This is a genomic window from Comamonas sp. 14P8.1.4 (assembly GCF_057799285.1).
The window spans coordinates 52,913-74,109 of sequence record NZ_JBYOKN010000001.1 but is presented as its reverse complement, the minus strand read 5'-3'; the positions used below and the strand labels follow the sequence as shown (position 1 = coordinate 74,109).

The window sequence follows — 21,197 nt, the reverse complement described above, 5'->3', positions numbered from 1 at the left end:
ACACAGTGCGCTATCACGGCTCCGCTTTGGCGCGCGCCGGACCTGACCGCCTAGACCCTGCGCACCTGGAGAGCCTTCATGCCCCTGCTTCATCACATCACCGTCTCACGCCGCTTGGGAGCGCTGGTGGCCTTGGCCACCTTGCTGATCCTGGGCACGGCACTGGGCTTCAGCTATTCCGAGCGCGCCATGCTGACCCAGGAACGCCAAAACGCCGTGCGGCAAACCGTGGAAATTGCGCACGGCCTGCTGCAGCACTACCACGCGCTGGAAACCCAAGGCGAGATCAGCACCACCCAGGCACAGCAAAACGCGCTGCAAGCCCTCGCCAAGCTGCGCTACAGCGGCAACGAGTATTTCTGGGTCAACGACATGCACCCGCGCATGGTGATGCACGCCGTACGCCCACAGCTGGATGGGCAAGACGTCACCGACAACCGCGACCCCACGGGACGCCAGCTGTTTGTGGACTTCGTCAACATCGTCAAAAAAGACGGCGCTGGCTACCACCGCTACCTGTGGCCCATGCCCGGCAGCGACGATCCCGTGGAGAAAGTCTCGTACGTCATGGGCTTTCAACCCTGGGGCTGGGTGGTCGGTTCCGGCGTTTACATCGACACCGTGCACGCGGCCTTTGCCCGGCGCGTGCAATGGGTCATTGGCGAGCTGGTTCTGGTCACCGCGCTGCTGCTGGGCGCGGGTTTTGTGCTCTCGCGCAGCATCTTGCAGCAGCTGGGCGCCGAGCCCGCTGCGCTGCTGTCCCTGACGCAGACTATGGCCCGCGGTGACCTGAGCACGCCGCTGGCTGTACCGCCCGGCACACACAGCGTGCTGCAAGGGCTGGAGGGCATGCGCGCCAGCGTGGCCGAGATGGTGCAGCACGTACGCCATGGCGCAGAGCACGTGGCCTTGGCCAGCCAGGAAATTGCACAGGGCAACCACGACCTGTCCATCCGCACGGAAGAGCAGGCCAGCGCCCTGGAGCAAACCGCCGCCTCCATGGAGGAATTTGGCAGCTCCGTGCGCCAGAATGCCGACAGCGCCCGCCAGGCCAATCAACTGGCCAGCAGTGCCAGCCAGGTTGCGCAGCAGGGCGGCCAGGTGGTCGGAGAAGTGGTGAGCACGATGCGCGGCATCCATGAAGCCAGCCAGCGCATCGCCGACATCATTGGCGTGATTGACGGCATTGCCTTTCAGACCAACATCCTGGCACTGAACGCGGCCGTGGAAGCCGCGCGGGCCGGCGAGCAAGGCCGAGGCTTTGCCGTGGTCGCCAGCGAGGTGCGCAACCTGGCACAGCGCAGCGCAGAAGCCGCCAAGGAGATCAAAACCCTGATTTCCACCAGCGTCACGCGCGTGGAGCAAGGCACCACCCTCGTCGATCGGGCGGGCGCCACCATGGCCGAGGTGGTGACGGCCATTCGCCGTGTCAGCGACATGGTGGGCGAGATCAGCGCTGCCAGCGCCGAGCAAAGCACCGGCGTCAGCCAGGTGGGCGAGGCCATGACCCACATGGACCAGAACACCCAGCAAAACGCTGCACTGGTGGAACAAAGCGCAGCCGCGGCCGTCAGCCTGCAAAGCCAGGCCGAACAGCTGGTGCAGGCCGTGGCCGTCTTTCAGCTGGCGCAGCACGCGGCATCCGCCGTAGCCACTGCGGCCCCGCTGCGCACAAGCCGTGCGCCTGCCCCGGTGCTGCAGACCCTGCCCGCAGCCATTGCCGCGCCACCGGCACGCGCCAGCGCACCACGCCGCGCGCCGGAACAGTTGCACAGCTAAAACCAGAGCACACTGCGCACGCCAGGCACCGCATTGCGGGGCTTTTTACTGGATTTTTTGCAGCATCAATCCGCGCTGCTACGCAGCTGCGCAATGCTGTCTACAAAACCATCGGCATTCACCGCCTGCACGGGCTGGCCGTGGTTGTAGCCATAGGTGACCAGCACCACCGGGCAGCCTGCCGCGCGGGCGGCCTGGGCATCGTTGCTGGAGTCGCCAATCATCAAGGTGCGGGCTGGCAGCGTGCCCAGCGCCTCACAGGTCTTGAGCAAGGGCATGGGATCGGGCTTTTTGCGCGCAAAAGAGTCACCACCGAACACCTGCTCAAACAGGCCATCCAGCCCTTTGGCGGCCAGCAAAGGCGGCGTGAAAGCCAGGGGCTTGTTGGTCACGCACGCCAGGCGCAGGCCAGCGGCCTTCAGCGCTGCCAGGCCTGACAACACACCGTCGTACACCCTGGAATGCTGGCCGTTGATGGCGATGTAGTGGTGCATATACCGCTCCAACGCCTGAGGGAACAGTGCCTGCGCCTGCTGGGCACGCGCGGCTTCTTCGGGATAAGCGGGCTGCAGCACCACGGCCAGCACACAGCGCAGCAAGTGCTCGGTACCCTTGCCGACCATGTGTTCAATCGCGGCGGCATCCAGCGGTGGCAGGGCCAAATCCACCAGCATGCGCTCAATGGCGGCCGCAAAGTCGCCCATGGTGTCCACCATGGTGCCGTCCAGATCGACGATGGCAGCATCCAAGGCCCACGTCTTACCCCCCTCCACCCAAGCTACATTCAGCGCCACAAAATTTCTCCAAAATTCATAGCTGTCAGCGCTTTTGAACTCTACGCTAAAAGCCAAAAATACTTATAAAAAAGGCCTGCATGGCAGGCCTTCGCGTTCTCTGTCCGCCGTCTGCGCTCAGACCGCCAGATTGGCACGCATGGTGTCAATCACGGCCTTGTAGTCGGGCTTGCCAAAAATGGCGCTGCCTGCCACAAAGGTGTCGGCACCAGCGTTCGCCACCGCGCGGATATTGCCTTCCTTGATGCCGCCATCCACTTCCAGGCGGATGTCTTTTCCGCAGGCATCAATACGCTTGCGAACCGCTTCAATCTTACGCAGCGTGCTATCAATAAAGCTTTGACCACCGAAGCCGGGGTTCACGCTCATCAGCAAGATCAGGTCCAGGTCTTCGATCACCCAGTCCAGCACGTCCAGGGGCATGGCGGGGTTGAACGTCAGGCCGGCCTTGCAGCCCTGGCTCTTGATGTTCTGGATGCTGCGGTGCACGTGCTGCGAGGCATCGGGGTGAAAGCTGATGTAGTCCGCACCGGCCTTGGCAAAGGCGGTGGCCAGCTCGTCCACGGGCTGCACCATCAGGTGCACATCGATCGGCACGGGCTTGCCTTCGGGCGTGACAGCGTGGGGCTTCAAAGCCTGACAAATCATGGGGCCAAACGTCAGATTGGGGACGTAGTGGTTGTCCATCACGTCGAAGTGAATCCAGTCTGCGCCAGAGGCAATGACGTTGCACACTTCCTCGCCCAGACGGGCGAAGTCGGCGGACAGGATGGAGGGGGCAATGCGGTACGTGGGGTTCATACGGCCAATTGTCGCAGTTACCATAGCCACATGCCGATGTATGAGTTTCAGGTCGAGGCCCACGCCCACTATGACGCGGAGCAATCCCAGCAGCTGTCCGGGCTGTATCGCTTCGCCTACACGATCACCGTCACCAACACGGGGCAGGTCGCTGCCCAGTTGGTGGCACGCCACTGGCTGATCACCGATGCCGCCGACACCCTGCAGGAAGTGCACGGCCTGGGCGTGGTCGGCCGCCAGCCACTGCTGCAGCCCGGAGAAAGCTTCACTTACAGCAGCGGCTGTGAGCTGCGCACCCCGACGGGTAGCATGCAGGGGCACTATCTGTGCGTCACCGAATCCGGTGAAACCTTTGACGCGGCCATTGCCCCGTTCACCCTGGATATTGAGCACGTATCGGACAACGCCGATGCGCTGCACCTGCCCTCATCACGCACCCTGCACTGAATGCCCCGTCAAGCCTACGACCTGCCCCGATTGCTGAGCGAGCTGGATCCCTCAGCCGACATTGCGGAACGCCACCTGTGGCTCATCCACGTGCTGGAGTGGGTGCGCGCCGCCCAGCCCTCCATCGAGGTAGCGCTCACGCGCTTCGAGGCCTTGATCAGCGCCTTTGAAAACGATGCCGCCGCGCACCAGCGCCTGCAGGCCTGGTGGCAGGCCTTCACGGCGCACGTCGACATCACCACCTTGCTCGCAGACTTTGGCTTTGCACCGCGCACCGCCATGATCAACGAGTTGTCCGAGCGCATTCGCAACAAGCTGCTGCCGGGCACCCCCGAGACCATCGATGCCTCCGAGCTGTTTGGCATTGCCATGCCCAGCGAGTTTGATGCCCGCTGGCTGACGGCACTGCCCGAACCTCTGCTGCAGCGCCTAGCCACTTTGCTGGCACCTGCGGACGGACAGGGCGCCGGTTTTTGGCAGCATGCGCTGCTCAACGCCATCACCTACTGCGCCGGGCAAATTCTGGCCAATGGTTTTGCCCCCGAGTTGCGCCTGCGCATGAGCGAAGAAACGCGCGAGCAACGGCCTTTTCACGACCTGATCCGCGATGTGGAAAGCCTGCGCGTGGAGGTGCTGCATGGCCTGCGCACTCCCGAGCGCCTGCTGGAGGCCGAGCGCCGCCTGCGCGAGCGCCTGGACGCCTGCCGCGCCGCCATTGGTTCGGTCTACAACCACTTTGGTGACGACGGCATCTCCGTCGGCCTGGTGTTTCGCGTGCGCCAGCTGCGCACGCGCATCGTGCGCATCCGCCAGTTGCTGGACTGCCTGACCAGCGAACACCCCGAGCAAGAAGCCATGCGCCTGCTGGCCGGGTTTGTGAGCGTGGGGCGCGACCGGCGCAGCCTGCGCTCGCTGATCTCCAACAACACCTCGCTGCTGGCGGCCAAGGTGACCGAGCGCAGCGCCGAAACGGGCGAGCACTACATCACCCGCAACGGCACGGAATACCTGCAGATGGTGCGCCAGGCGGCGGGCGGCGGACTGCTGATGTCGGTCACCACCATGCTGAAGTTTGGCCTGGCAGCGCTGGCGTTTTCTGCATTCTGGGGCGGTTTCTGGGCAGGGATCAACTACGCCATCAGCTTTGTGCTGATTCAGCTGCTGCACTTCACCGTGGCCACCAAACAGCCCGCCATGACGGCGCCGGCCATGGCCTCACGGCTCAAGGACATTAATGAGCAAGGCGCAGTAGAGCGGTTTGTGGACGAAGTGGCCAACCTGACGCGCACCCAGGTGGCCGCCATCTTGGGCAATGTGCTGATCGTCTTTCCCGCAGCCCTCGGGCTGGCCCTGCTCTACCAGTACGCTTTTGGCTCACCGCCGCTGGATGAAGTGCACGCCGTCCACGTGCTGGACTCGCTGAGCCTGCTTGGCCCCTCTGTGCTGTTTGCGGCCTTCACCGGCGTGCTGCTGTTTTTGAGCAGCCTGATCGCCGGCTGGGCCGAAAACTGGTTTGTGCTCAACCGGCTGGACTCGGCCATGCGCTACAACCCGGCCATCACAGGTCTGCTGGGCAGCCACCGCGCCAAGCGCTGGAGCATTTTCTGGCGCAACAACATCTCCGGGTTCGCGGCCAATATTTCGCTGGGCTTGATGTTGGGGCTTGCGCCTGCGATTGCAGGGTTTTTCGGCTTGGGCCTGGAAGTGCGACATGTCACACTGTCCTCAGGCCAGCTGGGCGTTGCCGGTGCCACCTTCGGGTGGTCCATGATTCATGACGACGCCTTCTGGTGGGCCGTAGCCATGCTGCCCTTCAATGGCGCCATCAATGTGATGGTCAGCTTTTACCTGGCTTTCCGCATGGCACTGCGCGCCCACAACATCACTGGCGTGGAGCGCTCACGCATCTACGCTGCCATTCGCCACCGTCTGCGCAAACGGCCTCTGAGTTTCTTCAAGCCCTGAGCGATCTCAGGCGGTGCCCATCCAGCGCTTGCGCTGCTCCGATTCAAGGAGACACCGAGAAGGATGACGGCATGACCCAAGATCCCAGCTTCTGGGCCCAATGGCTCAAACCCTCCGCCGGCTTTGACACCCTGCAGTGGTCGCTGCTGCTGGCGGTGGCTTCGCTGGTTGGCTATATGTTCCAGCGCCACCTGAAGATGCCCAAAGTACTGGGCTACGCGGCCGTCGGCACGCTAGCGGGCTTTCTGGGCTTCAGCGCCACACCGTGGCCGCTGCAAGGCCCCGCCTTGTTTCTGCTGGAGCTGGGGGTGGCCATTGTGCTGTTTGAATGCGGCGGGCGCATCACGCTGCGCTGGTTCCGCCACAACCCCATGGTGCTGGTGCAAAGCCTGCTGGAGGCCGGACTGACCTATGCCGCTGTGTACGGGAGCCTGCGCTGGCTGGAGATGCCTGCGGCCACGGCCACGCCCCTGGCCTTGATTGCCATGGCGGCCTCCCCGGTGGTGCTGGCCCGTGTGATCAACGACACGCGCGCTGCCGGCCCGGTGACCGACCGGGTCATGGCGCTGGCCACACTCTCGACCCTGTACGCGCTCACGCTGGGCAGTGCCAAGGCCGAAATTTTCGCCCACCCCTCGGAATCGCTGTGGACAGACATCACGCCCGTGCTGGTGGTGCTGGGGGTCTCCGTCGCAGTAGCCGCCCTGCTGTGTCTGGCCATGCGGCTGGCGCTGCAGTGGATGAACCCGAACAGCGAGAACACCTCCATCCTCATGCTGGCGCTGATTGCGGCGGCCAGCGCCATTGCGGCGCACCTGGGCGGCTCGGCACCCTTGGCCGCGCTGCTGGGCGGCATGCTGCTCAAGCAGCTGCACCAGCGCCCCTGGGCCTGGCCACGGCAGCTGGGCACGGCATCCTCACTGCTGACCATGCTGATGTTTGTGCTGGTGTCGACGACGGCGGCGCAGGCCTCGTGGAGCGGTGCCGTCGCCATCGCAGTGCTGGCCCTGATGGTGACACGTTTGCTGGCCAAGGCCGTGGGCGTGGGGCTGGGCAATATCGGCACCGGCGCCAGCTGGCGCCAGGCCGTGTGGGTGGCTTGTGCCATGGCACCCATGTCGGCCGTGGCGCTCTTGATTACCTCGCAGTTTGCGCAGGCCGCGCCCGAGGCGGCACAGGCCATTGCAGGCACGGCCTTGCCCGCCATTTTGCTGCTGGAACTGCTGGGCGCCGTGCTGGCCACCCTGGCCTTGCGCCGCGCAGGGGAAGCCAGCAGCCAGCCGCAAAACACAGCGGCGCCCCAACCCCCACAGGGAGGATGACGATGACTTTGCAAGCCTTTCAACACTCCGAACCGCTGACCCTGGGCGTGGAGCTGGAGCTACAGCTCGTCAACACCAACGACTACGATCTGGCCCCCTACGCCACCGACATGCTGCGCCTGATGGACAAGCACCAGCTGCCCGGCAGCGTGGTGCCGGAGATGACCAGCAGCATGATCGAGATTTCGACTGGCATCTGCCACAGCCCGGCCGAAGTCCTCAGCCAGCTCACCCCCATCCGTGATGCGCTGGTCAAAAGCGCCGACAAGCTCAACATCGCCGTGGTCGGTGGCGGCACCCACCCTTTCCAGCAGTGGCACCAGCAGCGCATCTACGACAAGGCGCGTTTCCATGAGCTGTCGGCCCTGTACGGCTACCTGAGCAAGCAATTCACCATCTTTGGCCAGCACGTGCACATTGGCTGCCCGGATGCCGATGCGGCGCTGCTGATGCTGCACCGCATGAGCCGCTACATCCCGCATTTCATTGCGCTGTCGGCCTCCAGCCCCTACGTGCAGGGGCAAGACACAGCGTTTGACTCCGCACGGCTGAACTCGGTGTTTGCCTTTCCGCTGTCTGGCCGTGCGCCCTGTGTGCTGACGTGGGCGGAGTTTGAGACCTACTTCACCAAGATGACCGCCACCGGCGTGGTCAAGAGCATGAAGGACTTTTACTGGGACATCCGCCCCAAGCCGGAGTTCGGCACCATCGAAATCCGCGTGTTCGACACCCCGCTGACCATTGAACGCGCTGCAGCGCTGGCTGGCTATGTGCAGGCACTGGCGGCCTGGTTTCTGGACACCCAGCCCTTCACACCGCAGGAGGACGACTACCTCGTCTACACCTACAACCGCTTCCAGGCCTGCCGCTTCGGGCTGGATGCGGTGTATGTCGACCCTGGCAGCGGCCAGCACATGCCGCTGTCGGAGCACATTCAGCACACCCTCGACCAGCTCACGCCCTATGCCACGCGCCACGGCGCGGCGTCGGCGCTGCAGACCCTTCGCAACGACGTGGCAAGCAGTCACAATGATGCACGGTGGCTGCGCGAGCGCCAGGCCAAAGAACAGCTGCTGGGCGAAGTCACGCGGCAGGCGGCCCGGCGCTTTCGCAGCGCCGCCGCTTAAACCTTACGAAAAGCATAGCTGCTAGCGCTTGTAGAACAATCACTTCAGCACCAATTGCATCTGAAATGCTTTAAACACCAGCGCTAACTGCTACTTTTTTATCATGGGCGAATTCGAACTCATCCGTAAATTCTTCCAGCGCCCCGTGCGCCGCTCTCCACTGGGCGTGGGCGACGACTGCGCGCTGCTGGCCCCCGCGCCGGGCATGCAACTGGCAGTCTCCACCGACATGCTGGTGGAAGGCCGTCACTTTCTGGCGGATGTCCAGCCCCAGCTGCTGGGCCACAAAGCCCTGGCCGTCAACCTCAGCGACCTGGCCGCCAGCGGCGCCCGACCATTGGCCTTTACCCTGGCCCTGTCCATGCCCCGCGCCGACACCAACTGGTGCCAGGCCTTTGCCGAAGGCCTGTTTGCGCTGGCCGACCAGCACGACTGCGAACTGGTCGGCGGCGACACCACCCAAGGCCCGCTGAACATCTGCATCACCGTGTTTGGCGAAGTACCCGCCGGACAGGCGCTGCTGCGCAGCGGCGCCCAGGTGGACGATGACATCTGGGTCAGTGGCGCCTTGGGCGATGCCCGCATCGCCCTGGACGCCCTGCTGCGCCAGCATGCCCTGCCCCCCGCCGTACTGGCGCAGGCCCGCCAGCGCCTGGAACAACCCACACCCCGCGTCGCACTGGGCCTGGCGCTGCGCGGCGTAGCCAGCAGCTGCCTGGACATCAGCGATGGCCTGCTGGGCGATCTGACCCACATTCTGGACGCCAGCCACGTCGGCGCGCGCATTGATGCCAACATCACCCGCAGCCTGATGCAGGCCCGCCGCCACCCTCTGATGGCCGCGCTGGCCATGAGCCGCATCGATGCCTGCACCCTCGCCGGTGGCGACGACTACGAGCTGTGCTTTACCGCCCCCAGCAGTGCCCAGGCCGCCGTGCGCGAAGCCGCCACACAAGCCGGGGTGCCCATCACCTGCATTGGCCGCATTGAAGCTGAGCGCGGTATCCGCGTGATGGCGCCCGGCGGCCAGCAACTGCCGCTGCGCTTTGCCGGCTTTGACCACTTCGCCTGAAGCACGCCCGGGTCGACTTCTACAATCCCCACATGGAACCTATCACTGACGTGGAGCCCAAGCGCTCCACCGAATTCGACAACACCACCGCATCCCCAGACGCTGCTGCGGCCTCTGCCGCCCACCGTCGTCACGCCGGGCAGCCCGTGCGCCCCACGTTGCGCTTCATGCTGCAGCACCCGGCCCACCTGATTGCACTGGGTTTTGGCTCTGGCCTGGGCCGTGTGGCGCCTGGCACCGTTGGCACCCTGTGGGCCTGGCTGGCTTATCTGGTGCTGCAGCTGTGGCTGACACCACCCCAAATGGGCTGGCTGATTGCCGCCAGCATTCCCGTGGGCTGGTGGGCGTGCACCGTCACTGCGCGCCACATGCGTGTGCCAGACCCCGGCCACATCGTCTGGGATGAAGTGGTGGCACTGTGGATCATTCTGTGGCTGACCATGCCCATGGGGTTCTGGGGCCAGCTCATCGCTTTTGCCCTGTTCCGTTTCTTTGATGCCGTCAAACCCCAGCCCGTGAAGTGGGCCGACCGCCTGTTCAAAGGCTTTGGCTGGCGAGGTGGCTGGGGCATCATGTTCGACGACCTAGTGGCTGCGTTCTGCACGCTGCTGGTCATGGCGCTGTGGCGCCACCTCTTTCTGTAAGGACTCCGCCCGATGCACCTGCCCCGCACACCTTTGCTCTTGTCTGTTCTGATCTGTGGTGTGGGTGCATCCCATGCCCAGACCTCAGGCATCACCCAAGTGACGGTGTATCCGGGCAGTGCTTCGATTGAGCGCGCCATGCGGCTGCCAGCGGGCGCACAACAAGCCACCTTCACCTGCCTACCCGCAGGGCTGGATGCCCAAACCCTGCAAGTGCACACCAGCACAGGGATTGCGGTGGGCGAGATCGCCGTGCGCCAGCAGCCACGTGCGCTGCAAACCCACTGTGCGCAAGGCCAGCCCAGCAAAATTCGGGAGCTGGAAGACCAGATTGCAACGCTACAAGCCGAGGCACAAGGCCTTGAGCACGCCGGTGCATGGCTGAACCGTTTTGAGCAACCGATCAGCGCCACACACATCGCCGCCACCGCCGATGCGCTGCGCCGCACCGGCCAAACCGTGGCACAGCGCCAACACGCCATCAGCCGTGCACAAGAAGCGCTGCAAAGCCAGCTGGCCCCCTTGCTGGCAGACCAGCAACGCACCGGCGGCGACGATGCCATGGTCAGCACCGTGCAGATCACCCTTGCAGCACCTCAGGGTGGTGATCTGGCACTGAGCTACCAGGTCCGCGGCCCCAGCTGGCAACCGGGCTACCGGGCTACCTTGCAGGTCGAACCACAAAAGATCACGCTGGAGCGCACCGCACAAGTTAGCCAGAACACCGGCGAAGACTGGCGCGATGTGACGCTGGTGCTGTCGACCGGACAACCGAACGCCGCCGCCAACAGCCCGCTGCCACGGCCCTGGCGCATTGCCGAAGCAACGCCCGTGGCACGCAACACTGCCGCAGAGTTGCGCATGCCCGCTCCTGCAGCAGCCCCCGTCGCGCGCACAGCACGCAGCGCTGCAGCGGGCGCAGAACCCCACTTTGATGCCAGCGTGTTTGAAGGCAGTCATGCCACCACGTTCACGCTGCCGCAGCGCATGGTCATCCCCTCCAACGCAGAGCAGCTGTCCCTGAGCCTAGGTCAACAGCAACTGGACGCACGCTTGGTGGTACGCACGACCCCGGCGATCGACCCCAGCGCCTACTTGATCGCCAGCTTTGAGCTGCCCGATGGCATATGGCCCAGCGGCCCACTGCGCCTGTACCGTGATGGTGCGTATGCAGGCGCCAGCCGCTTGGATGCACAGGCCGTGGCACAAAACGGCCTCGGCTTTGGCAAAGATGAACGTGTGGTGGTGCGCGCACTGCCCGCAGAAACCCAGCGTGGCTCCGCAGGCCTGATGGGGCAGCGCCAGGAACGCGTAGAAAGCAATGCCTGGGAGGTGCGCAACAACCACCGCAGCCCCATTCAGCTGCAGGTGCTGGATGCAGCTCCCGTCGCGGAACAAGCGGACATTCGGGTGGAATCACGCTACAGCCCACAACCCAGCAATACATCGTGGAATGCGCAAACCGGTGCCGTCTTATGGGAAGCAACATTGCCCCCCGCAACGACCCAGCGTTTTTCCAGCAGCCACACCATCTCTTGGCCGCAAGACATGAAGCTGCGCGAACGCCGCTGACGGCGGAACGAAAGGCCGATCTATGCCACAGCCTGCGATGCCTTTGCCGCAACTGGTTCAGCAACTGGCGGACCGCCTGCGCCAGCGCGGCTGGTTGCTAGCAACTGCCGAGAGCTGCACCGGCGGCATGATTGCTGCGGCTTGCACTGATCTGCCAGGCTCCAGCGAATGGTTTGACCGCGGCTTTGTCACCTATTCCAATGCAGCCAAAACAGACATGCTGGGTGTGCCTGCTGCCTTGATTGCGCAGCACGGCGCGGTAAGTCAGGAAGTCGCTGCCGCCATGGCGGCAGGGGCTGCGGCCAACTCCCAGGCCCATGTGGCACTGGCGGTTACGGGCATTGCGGGCCCCAGCGGCGGCAGCCCGGAAAAGCCTGTGGGGACGGTATGGTTTGGATGGACCGTAGGTACCACGACCCAAACCGCGTGCGTGCAGTGGTCCGGCGATCGCCATGCGGTGCGCGATCAAACAACCCGCCATGCCCTGCAGCGTCTGCTGCAGCTGCTCCACTAAAACGATGGCGCGGCGACAACGTGGCCCTTGAGGCGCCCGCCATCAGTACACCAACTGGCCACCGCCACAGCCCACCGATGTCACGTGCACATCGTTGAGCCCCAGCTCAATACCCAGTACATCACGCAATATCGGCCCCGCCAAAAGGTTGCCAATGGGGTCTAAGAGTTTCTGCAAAAGCGTAGTCAGCGGGCTCAACAGCACCTGCAAGTAATTCGGTTTGGCATTCGGTGCTTCCAGCAATGCATCTGCAAGTTCACGCCGAATACAGCTGTTGAAGCTCGCTATATTGTCTGCACCACCAACGCCTGCGACCACACCACCTTCCGGCGTCGCACCCAGACACCCCCGGCCTCCCAACGCATCACCCACGCCGTTTACGTGCCCCGTTTGCACTTGGTCAACCCAGCGGTCCCATGCATTGGTATTCCAGCAAATCACCAACAAACAAGATTGAGAGTTTCGATCAATGTCAGCTTTCAATCGATCGCTCAGCTTGTTGATGTCATAAGCGCCTTTGGGTGCAAGAACCCCATACTGGTTGACAGGAAGCGCGCTACTCGGATGGCTGGGACTACCCAATCCCAAGTAGTAACTCGCCATTTTCTGGGCAGATGCCGCATTTTCTGCAGCACTCCAGCTTCCTCCTGAAGGGGCCCCCAGCAACTCCCCCAAAAGCCTGAGCAACTCATTGATCAAGTTCGCCAAGGTGGTGCCTAAGTTCAGACTGTTCCCTGGCGTGGTCCATGTCTCTCCAGCCACTATCGGAGGGGACTGATAACTGTTTTCCAGTGCATCAATACTGATTTTGTTGTGAATTTTGATCAGCCCCAGTGCACTGATCAACGTTTCTTTCTGGATGGACTCACAAATGGGAGTGCGCGTCGAGAATGGATCGCCAGTCACCTTGCCAATGCAAGCTTGCGCAATCGACGCATCCACCTGAAGCTGCGCTGTGCTGTCTTTGAGTGGCACCTTGCAGGACAGTGCATTCAGCGTTGCTTTGGCACGCGTCACATCAATGAAGATGGGCAACTTGATTTTGGTGCCCAGCAACTGCAGCAAGCCCCCCAACACACCGCCACTGGTATCTACATCGATATAAAGACGTATCTGTGCGTTATAGGCCGTAGCACCCACGCCACCAATCGCAATCGATGGTGGCTCTGTAATGCCCGCTTTGACCTGCAAAAGATTGGGCAAGATCCCAGGAATTTGCACTGACAGGCCCGGAATGGAAAGGCCTCGCCCCGTCGTTCCTACCCCCACTGCGGCCGTGATGATGTCCAGCACTCCAACCTGCACATCCAATGCGGAGGCTGTGGCGCCATCGGGCGCATGGATGCTGGCAAAGATACCCGGCCCACCTGGGCCAGACCCCAGCGGCACCTCTAGGTTCAGGGCATCAATACCCAGCTGAAGCCCCAACACGCGCAACACCTCGGCGTTCAGGCCCAGCAGCTCACTGTGCCCGCCCAACGTTGCCGCGGCATCCAAGATGGCGCCCAGTGACACTTTTTCTGCCATCAGCAAATTATTAACATCCAGCACTGACAAATCTGCATCCAGAGGCAAGCCCAGCGCTTTCAATAAGCCACTGGCTGAAACTGTGGCAGTTGCCAAGCCGTCATAACCATTCACCGTCACGCACGGGTTACCCACACCCACCACTTTCAGCAACTGCACCAAAGGCGCCAGCTCTTGGCGGCAACCAACCGCCAGCAACTTGCTGCCCACAGAAAAAACCGCCAGCGGCTCGCCACGTTTGGCAATCGCTTGCGCGCCGATTTCGCGCCGCCATGTGCCAGGGAAAAACGTCGGTGACCGCCCCTCCAGCACCACCCGTGCAGCGTTTACTTCGCCAGAGGACGCTTGAAAATGCTGTGGCGCCGAATACAAGCTGGCACTCCATTCACCACAGGTCACGACTTTGGAAATGACAACGATCGGACCTGATGCGGGCCAATTGGCATTCACACTGCTCTCACCGGCTTTTTCACAAGGAATCGCTCGCTTGCTCCCGGTCTCCGTGAAGTCGATGTACTGCACTGCATGCAAAGCCGACAGGTCCGCAATGCGTTGCAACTCTCGTTTGGCATAGAACATATAGCCGAGATCGATCACGCCCAGAATGGCCACGATGACGCCCAACAGCAAAGCAAACTGCACCAGCACACTGCCGCGTTGTCGTCGATTTACACATGGGGACTGGCACATCTCGTTCACCTCACGACTACGGGCTCAGGTTGACCGTGGCTGTGGCCTGCAGACTTTTTGGGGATGCAACACGTGGGAAGATGTTCCCTAAAAAATCATAGGGATAGTCCACCTGCAATGCGGCCTGGGAAGCACTCCAGACGATATTCACCTGCGCCTGATTGGCTGAACTCAGTCCAGAGCCATGCAGGCTTTGCCGCACCGTCAGCGCCACCTTCTGCTGGATGGCTGCCTTGCCTGCTGCTTTGCTCGGATCCAGTGCGGAGAATGCGCCCAACGAGAGTTCCTGCAGCATGCGTGCACCATCGCCAGTCGCACGCGCCAAGCTTTGCTGTGTCTGCAGCAGACTCCAGTAGATAGAAACGCCCCCCAGAAACAACAGCATCACCGTCAATGACAGTGCAAATTCGACCGCTGCGACTCCGTACTGGACAGCGGCGTTGCCACGATGGGCTGCGGAGCACACCATGTCAAAGCCCCCCTTGGTCAGCCAGCACACTGGCTCCGGCGGCCAACACATCAGGGACCAGCACGCCAAGCCCTGGAATGGCGGGCGCCAGTGCCTGTTTGCCATACGGTATTTCCAGCTGCACATTGACCAAGCACCGGCTCTCCAAATCAACACCACAGAGCAAATTGGCATCACATGCCATGGCCTGATTCAACCGGCACACCGTCACCTGGATATCGTCCCCCTTCGGCCTCAAGGTTGCGGGCAACCAGCTTAAGTTCTGCTGCACCACGTTTTTCACCTGCAGCAATCGCTGCTCACGCGTGGGTTGATAGCGCAGTGCTGCCCTCGCCCCATCCTCTACGGCAGATTGCATGGACTCACGCACAAGAAATGCCAGGCCAAAGCTGACAAGTGCATAAATCAGCATGAAAAAAACGGGAAACACAATCGCCCACTCCACGGCATAAACGCCATGTTGTTGTGCTGCACGAGGCATGTTTTTCTTGTGTTTCATATCACTGCGAAAGCATGCTATTTCTTGGTTTCCGTCCCTGTCTCGAATTTTTCGGGAATCGGGTACTCAAAACTTTTCAGATAGCGCTCATAACTGCGAGATGCTTGATCCGCATCGATCGTCCGAGGCCTGGAAGGCGCGCTCGTGCGCTGCAGCGCCAAGAGCCTTTCCGTGGAAAGGCCAATCACAAACCCCTTTTGGACTCCACCTCCCGCAGCGGGAGTCTGCGCCATCGCTTGGCCTTGGTATGCAATGGCACTGGGAGACGCAGTCTCCTCAGCCCATGTGCCACTGCCAACGGGTGCAAAAAATGCAAAAACGAGCAACATACGCAAACTTGATTTTTTCATGGCGCATCCTTGGACAATGAGGGCGTCTGGTCAGCAGCAAACACAGCACGTGGGACGGGCTCTACCACCACAGAACTCACCCTGACCACTTGCCCAACCGAATCATCTGTGCTCTCTTGGGGAACACGGCCGCTGCGTGCCTGCACCGCACTTTTCACAATCACCAGTTGCTCTTGCAAGCTGCGCACAGCATCTTGGTTAATGACAGGACGTGCGCCCTTCGGTTGAGGCTGTTGCAATTTCTGAAGCAACTGCCAACCTAAATCATCTGCCCCACTGGCTAACCAATAGAGTGCCAAATTCAGTTGCACACGAGGGTTCGTCGGCGCCAACTGTGCCGCCTGCATCACAGGTACATGGGCTTGATCAAGCTGCCCACTGCGCATATAGGCATACCCCATATCGCTCAGCGTATTGGCATCTATGGGGTTCAACTTGCGTGCCTGTTCTAAAGCACGTAGTGCTGCTTCGTAATGCCCTTGGCTGGCTTCCAGCAACCCCATTCCACGATATGCCCGCGATGCTTGCGGCGCTGTCAGCAACGACATGTAGATCTTCTTGGCAGCGTCATATTGTTGTGTATTGCGCAATGCATCAGCCCGCAGCAACTGCACCTCCGGTGACTGCCCGTGCTGCGCCTCAAACGCCTCCGTGTGAGCCAATGATGCGTACCAATGCCCCGCCTGCTGCATTTGCTCAATCAATCCAAGATAGGTGCTTGCGGTATCCACTTGCGTCGATTGCTCTGCCAACGCAAGCTGTGCTTGCGCCATTGATGCGGTGCTCTTTGACACCCCATAGCCCTGCGGCCCCTTAGATGCACAGCCAGCCATCAGCACAGCCATCAAAACCAAGCACCGCTGCCACATCAAACCCTTGAGCCAAGTTTGCATAGAGATGTCCTTTACTTGATGCTGGACAAAGAGCGCATCACAGCCATAAAACCCGGCCCCGCCGTAATCACGATCAAGGCGGGCAATAACGTGAGCACCATGACGGCCGTCATCTTTACCGTGATTTTTCCAATTTTTTCTTTGAACTCCGCCTGGCGCCTCTCACGCAGTCGCTGTGCAAATTGCGCTAAAGGCTCTTGCACCGCACCGCCATGCTTATCCACCTGCACCAGCAAGTTCACGACAGCGACCATGTCTTCATCACCACTCAAAGCGATCAGGCGCTGGAAAGACTGCTCACGGCTTCGGCCTGTGGCGTAAAGGCGGTTTGCCAACCCAAGTTCAAAGCCAATCACTTTGAGTACACGGCCAAACTCATGGGCCAAAATATGCAGGCTCTGGTCGACACTCAAGCCCACGCCTTGCAGCAGGCGCAACATATCCACAAACAAGGGCAACTCTTCGCCGATCCGTCTACGCCGTTTTTTGGCCATGGACTGAACAATCCACTTTGGCAGCATCAGCCCCAATGCAATGCCAAAAAACACTGCCATCAGCGTTTTCATGCCATGCAAATGCATGAAATTCATAGCCACGAGCGGCAGCAGCCCAGCCAGAATCACGCGACTCACCACATAGACAGGCGCACCTTCTGCCAAACCAATTCCCGCCTGATCGAGCAACACGCGATCTTCATCAGCCAGCAACGGGCGTATCCATCGACCGTTGAACCATGTGGGAAGTGCCTGACCAAGGTCTTCAGACGCATCTCTTGAATTCAGCGAGGCGTCCGCCGCTGGTGACAAGCTTGCCCGCGCCCGATCTTCAGCATGCCCCTTCAAAGCGCCTTCCAGGTGCACACCGGCCTTTTCGGAGCGCCAGACTCGCCAGACCAGCGTAGCACTCCATAAACCGATGCTCACCGCCCCCAAGCACAAACTGAATATCAAAATCTGTGAAGCTGTCATGACGTGGCACCTTCGTTATTTCAACTTCGCCAAGCGATACAACAAGATCACCCCTGCAAGCTCCAAACCCGCAGCCAAGAGGATCATCTTTCGGCCACTGTCGTCCTGCCACATGCGCAAAAAATAACCATCATTGACCAGCATGATGAAAGCGCCAACGACTATAGGTAGCAATGAAAGCAGCCATGCTGACAAGCGCACTTCTGCAGACATGGCATACAGCTCACGTTCTGCAGAATGCTTGTCGCGGATATAGGCTGCGACCCGCTCCAACACCAAATCTGTTCGGCCACCATACTTGGTGCTCATGCGAAATACCGCAGCGAGCAAACCAAATTCAGGCAAACGCCAAGTCCCCTCCAGCTGCTCCATTGCATAGCCCAGGTTTGAGCTCGCTGAAAGTACCCCTGAAGCCTGCTGCAAGGCGCTTCCCAAGGGCTCTGGAACGCCTTTGACGCTCATTTGAAATGCGGCTTGTGGCGATGACCCAATGGCGATCAAGCGCACCATGTTGTCCAAAAATCCGGGCAGCTGTTCCAACATTTTTTGGCGTTTCTTCTCCAATCTTTTCCAGAAGAAAAAACACACACCCAAACCAAAAACAAGCACAGCAACTACCGCAAAGGCGGCATTGAATTTTGTCCAACCCGACACGAACAGCAAAACTACAACCGCCGCGATTCCCCAAATGGCCCTGCGACTGACACCCCATGTTTGGGCGCCAATGGCATACAGCCAACGCTGCACCCACACATGCGCGGGATCCCATGGACTTGGCGAAGACTTCTCCGCAGCCCCCGTTACGGGAGCATGCACACCCTCCCCCACTGCCTGGCGCCCCAGCGTGCGCTGCAAATGCGCATTCAGAGCGTCATTTCCAGCCTGGCGTTTTCCATAGCCCAATACTGCAACAGCCAACGCGAAGATCAAACACGCAAATGCGCCCAAGCCAACTGCAACCGGTGAAAGCATGGTCACCTCCCATATGGTGAATCTGGAGACAACATCTGCATTTCAGCCCTCACCCCATGCTTTTTGCTGGCTTCTCCACCAAGCTTGCAGCTTTGGCGAGTGTGGCGAAATGCCGAGCGTGACCCAATGGTCAAACTCCTGACCATCGCTATCAATGCCTGGTTCATACCGAAACAGCTCTTGCGTGGAAATCATGCTGTCCGTCATCCCCGTGACTTCTGTCAAGGAGATCAAACGGCGCTTACCGTTCGACAGCCGACCGATCTGCACAATGAAATCCACTGCATTGGCGATTTGCCGGCGCAAACTGGTTTCACTCCCCTGAAAGCCGGCGAATCCCGCCAGCATTTCTGCGCGGTAGAGGCACTCCCTGGGAGAGCTTGCATGAATGGTGCCCATGGATCCATCGTGCCCCGTATTCATCGCCTGCAAAAGCTCCAACACCTCTCCACCACGCACTTCGCCAACAATGATGCGATCCGGACGCATACGCAAGCTATTGCGCAGCAGGTCGCGGATGCTTACATGTCCCACGCCATCAAAGCCCCCAGGCCTGCTTTCCAAGCGCACGACATGCTCATGGTTGAGTGAAAGCTCTGCCGTATCTTCGATCGTGACCACGCGCTCATGCTCAGGGATGAAATTTGCCAATGCGTTCAGCAAAGAGGTTTTGCCGGAGCTGGTTCCACCGCTGACCAAAATATTGCAACGCGATTGCACAGCCATTTCCAAAATACGTGCAATATCATTCGTGAATGCCCCGAGCTCGACCAAATCCGTCGGCGTCAACGGCTCTTTTCGGAACTTGCGAATAGAGACAGAAATGCCATCGATCGCCAATGGCTCAATCACGACGTTGATACGGCCGCCATCGGGAAGACGGGCATCAACCATCGGGCTTGACTCATCCAAGCGCCGGCCTAAAGGCGCCAAGATACGGCGAATGATGCGCAGCACATGCTCATCATCTTTAAACCCCGACGTTTCGCTCTGCAAAACGCCACGCCGTGACACATATAAGTTTTGATACCCATTGATCAAAATGTCTTCAACCGCAGGATCGTCCAAAAGCTCCTGCAAGGGCCCCATACCCGTCAGCTCTCGCGCCAAGCCACGCGCGAGCTGCATGGCTTCCATTTCGTTGACGGGAATCGTGTTCGTTCGAATGAAATTGTCGAGTTCTACTTTGACAAAATGCCCTACCGCTGTCTGCGACAGTCGGGAAAATGCAGCACCGAGCTCTTCAATACGTGTGAGCAAATGCTCATGCGCGCGATCTTTCAGATCGGTATACAGCGTTGACTTTTCAAAGTCCCCCGATCCTGAATGCATGACAGATACCGACGATTGCTGCGACATTGATTACCCCCTCATCCGTTGCAACAGCGAGGAAATAGAACCTTTGGGAGCAGTTTTCTCCAGCCCCAAGCTGCTGCGCAAAATCTCAACCAGCTTGTGAATTGCTTGTACATACGGTTCCCGCTTGGATTGCGGCGATAGCAGCTCCCCTTGATTGACCGCTTGCAACAGCTCAACACGCCGCTCAGGAATTGTCATGAGCAATGGCAGCTGCAACTGATCTGCAATGTGCTGCGCAGACAGCTCCAGGTTACGGTCATAGCGATTGACAATTAATGCCATGTCACTGCGCGCAATTTTTCGAGAATCCAGCTGTCGCAATAACTCTGTCGTCGCAACCACTCCAGGCAAGCTCTGGTCACAGATCACACATATTTTTTTTGCCTTGGATGCAATACGCATGGCAAGGTCGGACTGACTCACGCCACCAAGATCGACCACGATGTACTGAAAATACTCACGCAGTCGCTGAACCAGTAAATCTGCCTCAGCACCAGCCAAAGGTTTGTCAACACCACCGACGCGTGGCAGTGTCAGCAATCGCAGACCGCTCACGTGCTGAGCAAAGCCTGCTGATACCATTTTTTGGTCCAAGCGCCGCAAGCTTTGCGCCGCTTCCATGAAGTCGAACTCACTGACCAGATCTAAATAAAGTGCGCCATCGCCAGCGGGAGCACCCAGATCTAGTAGCAAGGTTTCCATCTGCGCCGGCGCAGTTGTCTGGTCTGCATTTTTTGCACTGTGGCCAAAGGCTGTTTGCAAAAAAACTGCCAAGTGTGCAGCCAGCAAACTGCTTCCCACGCCTTCGCGCGCAGACATCAATGCAACCAAGGGTGCATGCCCTACGGCACTCTGCTTCACCTCTGGATGTTTGCCTTTCGCCAGCAAGGTCTTCACACGCTCATGAATTTCTTGGTCTGCGGCATCGATATCCAGAAAATCCTGCACCCCCGCACGCAATGCCCAAAGCATCGCCTTCGGCTCTTGCGTGCTCCCCCATGCAAAAACCGGCAACTGCTGCGGCATTTGGTGCAGTTGTTTCGCCAGCGCAGCAGCTTCCTCCAATGCATTCGACGCAAATTGAATCATGACGGCATGCGGCTGCATCAGTTGCACATGCTCAACAATCTGCTCCTGCACCGACAACCACTGCAGACTCACCTCATCTGTAATACATCGCAGTTTTTGTTTAGCACTCGCCGCCTGCGTTTGATCTACATGCACAACCAAGATCAAAGGCAAGCCCTGATCGACTGGCTGCTCTTTCTGCACTTCAACCTCGGAGGCATCTACAGACTCACGTACATCCGTAGTGGCTTCTGTTTTTTCATTCTTTTTCTGTCGCAATGCCAGAAGTTGCTCCAACGAAACCGCATTGGAGGTTGGATGTTTATTGCCTTCCGGGGAGGCTGGAGTATTGGAATACGTCATTG

Annotated in this window: 20 protein-coding genes; 9 read left to right on the top strand and 11 right to left on the bottom strand. The window is 60.1% G+C overall.

Features of this window, described 5'->3' with window-relative positions:
* Positions 1-78 precede the first annotated feature (78 nt).
* Positions 79-1,779: a methyl-accepting chemotaxis protein gene (locus AC27VO_RS00350; protein ID WP_488664727.1), complete on the top strand. Its 1,701-nt coding sequence runs from the start codon at positions 79-81 to the stop codon at positions 1,777-1,779.
* A gap of 65 nt (positions 1,780-1,844) precedes the next feature.
* Here the strand turns inward: AC27VO_RS00350 and AC27VO_RS00345 are convergent, their stop codons facing one another.
* Positions 1,845-2,573, bottom strand: a complete 729-nt coding sequence (locus AC27VO_RS00345; protein WP_488664726.1) for a phosphoglycolate phosphatase — start codon at positions 2,571-2,573, stop codon at positions 1,845-1,847.
* Between the two features lie 117 nt (positions 2,574-2,690).
* Positions 2,691-3,374 (bottom strand): ribulose-phosphate 3-epimerase, encoded by a 684-nt coding sequence (rpe, locus tag AC27VO_RS00340; RefSeq protein ID WP_488664725.1) that lies wholly within the window; start codon positions 3,372-3,374, stop codon positions 2,691-2,693.
* A 30-nt stretch (positions 3,375-3,404) separates the two neighbouring features.
* On the opposite strand from rpe, the gene apaG reads away from it, so the two are divergent.
* From apaG to AC27VO_RS00300, 8 genes are all read left to right on the top strand, one after another.
* Positions 3,405-3,821 carry a Co2+/Mg2+ efflux protein ApaG gene (apaG, locus tag AC27VO_RS00335; protein WP_488664724.1) on the top strand — a complete coding sequence of 139 codons (417 nt, stop codon included), beginning with the start codon at positions 3,405-3,407 and terminating at the stop codon, positions 3,819-3,821.
* Positions 3,822-5,786, top strand: coding sequence for a site-specific recombinase (locus AC27VO_RS00330; RefSeq protein WP_488664723.1), 1,965 nt, complete (start codon positions 3,822-3,824; stop codon positions 5,784-5,786).
* Positions 5,787-5,857: 71 nt separating this feature from the next.
* Complete coding sequence (locus AC27VO_RS00325; RefSeq protein ID WP_488664722.1) at positions 5,858-7,108, top strand: cation:proton antiporter; 1,251 nt, start codon at positions 5,858-5,860, stop codon at positions 7,106-7,108.
* Between the two features lie 2 nt (positions 7,109-7,110).
* Positions 7,111-8,235: a YbdK family carboxylate-amine ligase gene (locus tag AC27VO_RS00320; RefSeq protein WP_488664721.1), complete on the top strand. Its 1,125-nt coding sequence runs from the start codon at positions 7,111-7,113 to the stop codon at positions 8,233-8,235.
* 103 nt (positions 8,236-8,338) lie between these two features.
* A complete protein-coding gene (thiL, locus tag AC27VO_RS00315; RefSeq protein ID WP_488664720.1) occupies positions 8,339-9,307 on the top strand; it encodes a thiamine-phosphate kinase in 969 nt (322 codons plus the stop codon).
* A 32-nt stretch (positions 9,308-9,339) separates the two neighbouring features.
* Positions 9,340-9,951, top strand: a complete 612-nt coding sequence (locus AC27VO_RS00310) for a phosphatidylglycerophosphatase A family protein (protein WP_488664719.1) — start codon at positions 9,340-9,342, stop codon at positions 9,949-9,951.
* A gap of 12 nt (positions 9,952-9,963) precedes the next feature.
* A complete protein-coding gene (locus AC27VO_RS00305; RefSeq protein WP_488664718.1) occupies positions 9,964-11,523 on the top strand; it encodes a DUF4139 domain-containing protein in 1,560 nt (519 codons plus the stop codon).
* Positions 11,524-11,545: 22 nt separating this feature from the next.
* Positions 11,546-12,037, top strand: a complete 492-nt coding sequence (locus tag AC27VO_RS00300) for a CinA family protein (RefSeq protein ID WP_488664717.1) — start codon at positions 11,546-11,548, stop codon at positions 12,035-12,037.
* A 42-nt stretch (positions 12,038-12,079) separates the two neighbouring features.
* On the opposite strand, the gene AC27VO_RS00295 is transcribed toward AC27VO_RS00300, so the two are convergent.
* From AC27VO_RS00295 to AC27VO_RS00255, 9 genes are all read right to left on the bottom strand, one after another.
* On the bottom strand, positions 12,080-14,206 hold the full coding sequence (locus AC27VO_RS00295) for a TadG family pilus assembly protein (RefSeq protein WP_488664716.1): 2,127 nt from the start codon (positions 14,204-14,206) through the stop codon (positions 12,080-12,082).
* A 64-nt stretch (positions 14,207-14,270) separates the two neighbouring features.
* Complete coding sequence (locus AC27VO_RS00290; protein ID WP_488664715.1) at positions 14,271-14,723, bottom strand: TadE/TadG family type IV pilus assembly protein; 453 nt, start codon at positions 14,721-14,723, stop codon at positions 14,271-14,273.
* A 1-nt stretch (position 14,724) separates the two neighbouring features.
* A complete protein-coding gene (locus AC27VO_RS00285) occupies positions 14,725-15,222 on the bottom strand; it encodes a TadE/TadG family type IV pilus assembly protein (RefSeq protein ID WP_488664714.1) in 498 nt (165 codons plus the stop codon).
* Between the two features lie 17 nt (positions 15,223-15,239).
* Complete coding sequence (locus AC27VO_RS00280) at positions 15,240-15,572, bottom strand: DUF3613 domain-containing protein (RefSeq protein WP_488664713.1); 333 nt, start codon at positions 15,570-15,572, stop codon at positions 15,240-15,242.
* On the bottom strand, positions 15,569-16,465 hold the full coding sequence (locus tag AC27VO_RS00275) for a tetratricopeptide repeat protein (protein WP_488664712.1): 897 nt from the start codon (positions 16,463-16,465) through the stop codon (positions 15,569-15,571). Before AC27VO_RS00275 ends, AC27VO_RS00280 begins: the two co-directional genes overlap by 4 nt.
* An 11-nt stretch (positions 16,466-16,476) precedes the next feature.
* The gene (locus AC27VO_RS00270) at positions 16,477-17,433 is read right to left on the bottom strand and encodes a type II secretion system F family protein (protein WP_488664711.1); all 957 of its coding nucleotides are present in this window, start codon (positions 17,431-17,433) and stop codon (positions 16,477-16,479) included.
* 15 nt (positions 17,434-17,448) lie between these two features.
* Positions 17,449-18,405, bottom strand: coding sequence for a type II secretion system F family protein (locus AC27VO_RS00265; protein ID WP_488664710.1), 957 nt, complete (start codon positions 18,403-18,405; stop codon positions 17,449-17,451).
* A gap of 42 nt (positions 18,406-18,447) precedes the next feature.
* Positions 18,448-19,737, bottom strand: coding sequence for a TadA family conjugal transfer-associated ATPase (locus AC27VO_RS00260; RefSeq protein ID WP_488665504.1), 1,290 nt, complete (start codon positions 19,735-19,737; stop codon positions 18,448-18,450).
* 30 nt (positions 19,738-19,767) lie between these two features.
* On the bottom strand, positions 19,768-21,195 hold the full coding sequence (locus AC27VO_RS00255) for a CpaE/TadZ family protein (RefSeq protein WP_488664709.1): 1,428 nt from the start codon (positions 21,193-21,195) through the stop codon (positions 19,768-19,770).
* Positions 21,196-21,197 lie beyond the last annotated feature (2 nt).

Bases quoted from the DNA above. Each gene is read 5' to 3' on its own strand.
- AC27VO_RS00350 (WP_488664727.1), top strand. From the start codon at position 79: ATGCCCCTGCTTCATCACATCACCGTCTCACGCCGCTTGGGAGCGCTG.
- rpe (WP_488664725.1), bottom strand. From the start codon at position 3,374: ATGAACCCCACGTACCGCATTGCCCCCTCCATCCTGTCCGCCGACTTC.
- apaG (WP_488664724.1), top strand. From the start codon at position 3,405: ATGCCGATGTATGAGTTTCAGGTCGAGGCCCACGCCCACTATGACGCG.
- AC27VO_RS00330 (WP_488664723.1), top strand. From the start codon at position 3,822: ATGCCCCGTCAAGCCTACGACCTGCCCCGATTGCTGAGCGAGCTGGAT.
- AC27VO_RS00325 (WP_488664722.1), top strand. From the start codon at position 5,858: ATGACCCAAGATCCCAGCTTCTGGGCCCAATGGCTCAAACCCTCCGCC.
- AC27VO_RS00320 (WP_488664721.1), top strand. From the start codon at position 7,111: ATGACTTTGCAAGCCTTTCAACACTCCGAACCGCTGACCCTGGGCGTG.
- thiL (WP_488664720.1), top strand. From the start codon at position 8,339: ATGGGCGAATTCGAACTCATCCGTAAATTCTTCCAGCGCCCCGTGCGC.
- AC27VO_RS00310 (WP_488664719.1), top strand. From the start codon at position 9,340: ATGGAACCTATCACTGACGTGGAGCCCAAGCGCTCCACCGAATTCGAC.
- AC27VO_RS00305 (WP_488664718.1), top strand. From the start codon at position 9,964: ATGCACCTGCCCCGCACACCTTTGCTCTTGTCTGTTCTGATCTGTGGT.
- AC27VO_RS00300 (WP_488664717.1), top strand. From the start codon at position 11,546: ATGCCACAGCCTGCGATGCCTTTGCCGCAACTGGTTCAGCAACTGGCG.
- AC27VO_RS00290 (WP_488664715.1), bottom strand. From the start codon at position 14,723: ATGGTGTGCTCCGCAGCCCATCGTGGCAACGCCGCTGTCCAGTACGGA.
- AC27VO_RS00285 (WP_488664714.1), bottom strand. From the start codon at position 15,222: ATGAAACACAAGAAAAACATGCCTCGTGCAGCACAACAACATGGCGTT.
- AC27VO_RS00280 (WP_488664713.1), bottom strand. From the start codon at position 15,572: ATGAAAAAATCAAGTTTGCGTATGTTGCTCGTTTTTGCATTTTTTGCA.
- AC27VO_RS00275 (WP_488664712.1), bottom strand. From the start codon at position 16,465: ATGCAAACTTGGCTCAAGGGTTTGATGTGGCAGCGGTGCTTGGTTTTG.
- AC27VO_RS00270 (WP_488664711.1), bottom strand. From the start codon at position 17,433: ATGACAGCTTCACAGATTTTGATATTCAGTTTGTGCTTGGGGGCGGTG.
- AC27VO_RS00265 (WP_488664710.1), bottom strand. From the start codon at position 18,405: ATGCTTTCACCGGTTGCAGTTGGCTTGGGCGCATTTGCGTGTTTGATC.
- AC27VO_RS00260 (WP_488665504.1), bottom strand. From the start codon at position 19,737: ATGCATTCAGGATCGGGGGACTTTGAAAAGTCAACGCTGTATACCGAT.
- AC27VO_RS00255 (WP_488664709.1), bottom strand. From the start codon at position 21,195: ATGACGTATTCCAATACTCCAGCCTCCCCGGAAGGCAATAAACATCCA.